Below are 6,066 nucleotides of genomic sequence, written 5' to 3' on the forward strand. Positions count from 1 at the left end.
GCCAAGGCCGCGTCCGAGGCGCGCAAGCAGCAGCGCTAGAAAAGTGGGACGGCGCACCGACCTTCACAGCGTCCTCATCATCGGCTCCGGGCCGATCGTGATCGGGCAGGCCTGCGAGTTCGACTACTCGGGCACGCAGGCCTGCAAAGCGCTGCGCGCCGAGGGGCTGCGGGTCATCCTCGTCAACTCCAACCCGGCGACGATCATGACCGACCCCGAGCTGACCGACGCCACCTACATCGAGCCGGTGACCCCCGAGGTGATCGCCAAGGTGATCGAGCGCGAGCGCCCGGACGCGTGCCTGCCCACGCTCGGGGGGCAGACCGCGCTGAACGCCGCCATGCAGCTGGCCGAGTCCGGCGTGCTCGAGGCCTACGGGGTCGAGCTGATCGGGGCGGACACCCAGGCGATCCGCACCGCCGAGGACCGGCGCCTGTTCCGCTCCGCCATGGAGGAGATCGGGATGGACCTGCCCCGCTCGGGCTTCGCCTACACCGCCGACGAGGTGCGGGCGGTGGCGGGCGCCATCGGCCTGCCGGTGGTGGTGCGCGGGTCGTTCGTGCTGGGCGGCGGGGGGTCGGGCATCGCCCACACCCCGCACGAGCTGGACCGCATCGCCGCCGAGGCCCTGGCGGCGTCGCCGATCTCCGAGGTGCTGGTGGAGGAGTCGATCGAAGGCTGGAAAGAGTACGAGCTCGAGGTCATGCGGGACCGCAAGGACAACTACGTGGTGGTGTGCTCGATCGAGAACCTCGACCCGATGGGGGTGCACACCGGTGACTCGATCACCGTCGCCCCGGCGCAGACGCTGAGCGACGCCGAGTACCAGGCCATGCGCGACGCCGGTGCGGCCATCATCCGGCGCATCGGGGTGGAGACCGGGGGGTCCAACATCCAGTTCGCCATCGATCCCCGCAGCGGGCGGATGGTGGTCATCGAGATGAACCCCCGGGTGTCACGCTCGTCGGCGCTGGCCTCCAAGGCCACCGGGTTCCCCATCGCCAAGATCGCCGCCAAGCTGGCCATCGGCTATACCCTCGATGAGATCGCCAACGACATCACGCGCGCCACCCCGGCCTGTTTCGAGCCCTCGATCGACTACGTGGTGGTGAAGATCCCCCGGTGGGCGTTCGAGAAGTTCCCCGACGCCGACCGGCGCCTCGGCACCCAGATGAAGTCGGTGGGCGAGGCGATGGCCATCGGCCGGACCTTCCCCGAGGCCCTGCAGAAGGCGGTGCGCTCGCTGGAGAACGGGCGTCACGGGCTGGGCCACGACCGGGCGGGCGAGCCGGTGGAGAGCCTGGGCCGTGCGGAGCTGCTGGCCCGTGCCGCCGTGCCCACCGAGGACCGCCTCTTCCTGGTCGAGCGGGCGCTGCGCATCGGCGTTTCCGTCGCCGAACTCCAAGCCGCCACGGGCATCGATCCCTGGTTCCTGGCCCAGCTGGACCAGCTGGTGCGCCTGGCGGGGACGCTGGCCGGCGGGGAGCCCCCCGACCGCCTGGTGCGCCGGGCGAAGCGGGCCGGGTACTCCGACGTGCAGCTGGGGGTCCTGACCGGGACCGATGCCGCGGCCGTGCGGGAACGGCGCACCGCTGCCGGGGTGCGCCCCACATTCAAGACCGTCGACACCTGCGCGGCGGAGTTCGAGGCCCTGACGCCCTACTACTATTCGACCTACGAGGATGAGGACGAGGCCCCGGCCTCGCCCCGCGAGTCGGTGGTGATCCTCGGCAGCGGCCCGAACCGCATCGGCCAGGGCATCGAGTTCGACTACTGCTGCGTGCACGCCGCCCTCGCCATCCGGGAGGCGGGCCTGGACGCCGTCATGGTGAACTGCAACCCCGAGACCGTGTCCACCGACTACGACACCTCCACCCGGCTCTACTTCGAGCCGCTCACCCTCGAGGACGTGCTGGCGATCGTGGAGCGGGAGCGCCCCCGGGGGGTGATCGTCACCCTCGGCGGCCAGACGCCGCTGAAGCTGGCGGTGCCGCTGGAGGCGGCGGGCGTCCCGGTGCTGGGGACGCAGCCGGATGCCATCGACCGAGCGGAGGACCGGGGGCGCTTCACCGAGCTGCTCTCGGCGTTGGGCATCGCCCAGGCGCCCGGCGGGATGGCCACCTCGCTCGACGAAGCCCTGGCGGTGGTGGGCCGGATCGGCTACCCGGCGCTGGTGCGGCCGTCCTACGTGCTCGGGGGCCGGGCGATGGTGATCGTCTACGACGACGCCGACCTGTCGAGCTACATCGCCCACGCCGTCCAGGTGTCACCCGAGCACCCGGTGCTCATCGACCAGTTCCTGGAGGATGCCACCGAGGTGGACGTCGATGCGGTGTGCGACGGCACGGACGTCTACGTCGGCGGGATCCTGGAGCACATCGAGGAGGCGGGCGTGCACTCGGGCGACTCGGCGTCGGTCCTGCCGCCCCACTCGCTGGCCCAGTCCATGGTGGCGGACCTGGTGTCGGCCACAGAGCGCCTGGCCCTTGCCCTCGGCGTGCGGGGGCTGATCAACGCCCAGTTCGCGGTCAAGGATGGCGTGGCCTACTGCCTGGAGGTCAACCCCCGGGCGTCGCGCACGGTGCCGTTCATCGGGAAGGCCACCGGCGTCCCGCTGGCCAAGGTGGCCGTGCGGGTGATGCTGGGCGAGCCCCTGGACGGCATGGACTGCCTCCCGCCCCGGCCGGCGGATGGGCCCTGGTGGGGCCACGACGGCGTCGGGCACGTGGCGGTCAAAGAGGCGGTGCTGCCCTTCGGGCGGTTCCCGGGCGTGGACACCCTGCTCGGCCCCGAGATGCGCTCCACCGGCGAGGTGATGGGCATCGACGAGGGCCTGGGCCTCGCCTTCGCCAAGTCGCAGGCGGCAGCCGGCTGGCCGGTGCCCACCAAAGGGACCGTGTTCATCTCGGTGGCGGACGCCGACAAGCCGGCGATCATCGAGCCGGCCGCCGCCCTCGCCGAGCTGGGCTTCGAGATCCTCACCACCGCGGGGACGGCCGCCGCCCTGGCGGAGGCCGGGGTCCGGGCCCGGCCGGTGCGCAAGTTCTCGGAGGGTCCACCCCACATCGTCGAGCAGATCCTGGAGGGCGACATCGACCTGATCATCAACACCCCGCGGGGCCGGGGGCCCCGCGCCGACGGCTACGAGATCCGCTCCGCCGCCGTCCGGCGCAACATCCCCTACGTGACGACGATCTCGGGTGCCCGGGCCGTGGTGGCGGGCATCGTGGCCCTGCGCCGGGGCGGCATGGGCGTGCGCCCGGTGCAGGACTACCTGGGCGAGGTGGCGAGGCGCCGGGCCACGAGGGCCGGGGCGGCCACGGGGCCAAGGGTGGCCGGGGTGGCCCCGTGAAGCAGTACACCGGCGAGGTGCTCTCGCACCGCAAGCACGGCGAGGAGTACCACTCGCTCACCGTCGTGGCCCCGGACATCGCGGCGTCGGCCCGGCCGGGCCAGTTCGTCAACCTCCGTCCGCCGGCCGACCGGTACTACATCCTGCGCCGGCCGTTCTCGATCTGCCGGGTCAACCGGGGCAGCGGGTGGGCGGCCACCATCGAGGTCATCTTCGACATCCGGGGGCCCGGCACCGCCGCGTTGGCCGCCATGCGGGCGCACGACCCCATCGACGTCATCGGCCCCATCGGCCAGGGCTTTGCCATCCCGAAGAACCGCCAGGCCTGCCTGCTGATCGGCGGCGGCGTGGGCGCCACACCCCTGTTCTTCCTGGGCGAGGAGCTGCGGGCGGCGGGCAAGCGGGTCGATGTCCTGTGCGGGGCCTCGCGGGCTTCCCGGCTGGTCAACACCCTCGAGCTGAAGCGTCTGGGGGCGATGACCGAGTTCACCACCGACGACGGCAGCGTGGGCTACCACGGGCTGGTCACCGACCTGCTGCCCAACATGATCGAGCGGTGCGGCAGCGAGGTGCTCTACGCCTGCGGGCCGCGCCCGATGCTGCAGGCGGTCACCGCCATCGCCATCAAGTACCGCCTCCCCGTCCAGGTGGCGCTGGAGGAGCAGATGGCGTGCGGGATCGGGATCTGCCTGAGCTGCGTGGCCCCGATCTACAACCAGAAGGGCACCGGCGTCATGCACGTCCGCACCTGCCTCGAGGGGCCGGTGTTCAATGGGGCGCGGGTGGCGTGGGACCGGTACGGCACCGACCTGGACGAGGCGGACGGGCCGCCCGGCAACTAGCGTGTGGGGTGGAGCGTTGGGTAGGAAAGCGAGTTCTCGGAAGGGATCTGGAACGACGTGAGTGACATCGAGGATCTGACCACCACCGAGCTGCTCCGGCCCAGTGAGTTGGTGAAGCCCATCGACCGCAAGGCCGAGGCCGAGGCGGCGGGCCGTGGGGGCCGTCCCCAGGCGGACCTGTCGGTGCGCCTGGCGGGCATCCCGCTGCGCAGCCCGATCGTTACGGCGTCGGGGTGCTTCGCCTCGGGCAAGGAGATCGCCGAGTTCATGGACCTGCGGGTCCTGGGCGCGGTGGTGGTCAAGTCGATGACCCTGGAGCCCTGGCAGGGCAAGCCGCCCCCCCGGATGGTCGAGACGCCGTCGGGCATGCTCAATGCCATCGGCCTGCAGAACAAGGGCGTGGACTACTTCCTGCGCTACGACCTGCAGGCCCTCAACGCCGCCAAGGTGCCGGTTATCGCCTCCATCGCCGGGAACACCCAGCAGGAGTTCGTCCGGGTGGCGGACCGGCTGCGGGGGGCGCCCGGGGTCATCGCGGTCGAGGTCAACATCTCGTGCCCCAACCTCGAGGACCGCTCGTCGATGTTCTCGCACGATCCCAAGGCCACCGCCGGGGTGATCGGCAACGTGCGCCGGTGCCTCGAGGTGCCGGTGTTCGCCAAGCTGTCGCCCAACGTCACCAGCATCACCGACATCGCCGGGGCGGCGCTGGACGCCGGGGCGGCCGGGCTCAGCCTGATCAACACCCTGCTGGGGATGGCCATCGACATCGAGACCGGCAAGCCCCGCCTGGGCGGGGTCATGGGCGGGCTTTCGGGGCCGGCAATCCGCCCGGTGGCGGTGCGGGCGGTGTACGAGGTGCGCCAGGCGTACCCCGACGTCCCGATCATCGGCATGGGCGGCGTCATGGACTACAAAGACGCCCTCGAGATGATCTGGGCGGGCGCCAATGCCGTGGCGATCGGGACGGCGAACTTCATCGATCCCCGCTCCACGCTGGACATCACCCGGGGCATCGAGAGGTTCCTGGTCGAGCACGGGATCCGCAGCCTCTCCCGGCTCCGGGCGCTCTCCGGCCCCCGGTCCTCGCCTCCCGCGCCTTCGGCCACCCCGGCCTCGGCTGCGCCCTCGCCCGGCGCCCCGCCCTCGGCACCGCTGTCGCGGCGGTGAGTCCGGGGAGCCGGGGGAGCCCTGCGGAGCGCCGCGCCGGGCTGATCGTGGCGTTGGACGGCGACGACCTGCCGCTGGCCGAGGCCCTGGCCCGGGGCCTCTCGGGTGAGGTCGAGGCGTTCAAGGTGGGGTTGACGCTCTTCGCCGCCCATGGCCCCGAGGCGCTGCTGGAGATCGGCCAGCACGGGCGGGTGTTCTGCGACCTGAAGCTGCACGACATCCCCGCCCAGGTGGAGTCGGCCGCGGCCGCTCTGGCCGGGCAGGGGGTCTGGCTGACGACGGTGCACGCCAGCGGGGGGGCTGCCATGGTGTCCGCCGCAGTGGCGGGGGCGCGGCGGGGGAGCCGGGGGCCGGTCCCGACCCTGGTGGCGGGCGTGACGGTGCTCACCAGCCTGGACGCCGAGGCGTTGTCGGCGGCAGGCCAGGGGGCCGATCCGGCGGCGCAGGTGGCCCGGCTGGCGGCTCTCGCCGTGGGGGCGGGAGCCGGAGCGCTGGTGTGCTCTCCGCAGGAGGTGGCCGCGGTGCGAGCGCTGGTGGGCGACGGCGTGGTGCTGGTGTGCCCGGGCATCCGGCCCGCCGGGGCTACCCTGGACGACCAGGCGCGCGTGGCAACCCCGGCCGCTGCAGTGGCTGCCGGGGCTGACTACCTGGTGGTGGGGAGACCCGTCACCGCGGCACCGGATCCCCGCGAGGCTGCTGCGG

4 protein-coding genes are annotated in these 6,066 nt (G+C 72.4%); all 4 read left to right on the forward strand.

The genetic code is table 11. The features are described from left to right. The first annotated feature begins 43 nt into the window (after positions 1–43). A complete protein-coding gene (gene carB, locus VFW71_12275; protein ID HEU5003537.1) occupies positions 44–3,352 on the forward strand; it encodes a carbamoyl-phosphate synthase large subunit in 3,309 nt (1,102 codons plus the stop codon). Next, positions 3,349–4,194 (forward strand): dihydroorotate dehydrogenase electron transfer subunit, encoded by an 846-nt coding sequence (locus VFW71_12280; protein HEU5003538.1) that lies wholly within the window; start codon positions 3,349–3,351, stop codon positions 4,192–4,194. Before carB ends, VFW71_12280 begins: the two co-directional genes overlap by 4 nt. Positions 4,195–4,251: 57 nt before the next feature. Further along, on the forward strand, positions 4,252–5,364 hold the full coding sequence (locus tag VFW71_12285) for a dihydroorotate dehydrogenase (GenBank protein ID HEU5003539.1): 1,113 nt from the start codon (positions 4,252–4,254) through the stop codon (positions 5,362–5,364). Between the two features lie 68 nt (positions 5,365–5,432). Then, a partial coding sequence (pyrF, locus tag VFW71_12290) for an orotidine-5'-phosphate decarboxylase (GenBank protein HEU5003540.1) occupies positions 5,433–6,066 on the forward strand: 634 nt, incomplete at its 3' end.

It is taken from the genome of Actinomycetota bacterium (assembly GCA_035765775.1).
Taxonomy (GTDB): domain Bacteria; phylum Actinomycetota; class CADDZG01; order JAHWKV01; family JAOPZY01; genus DASTWV01.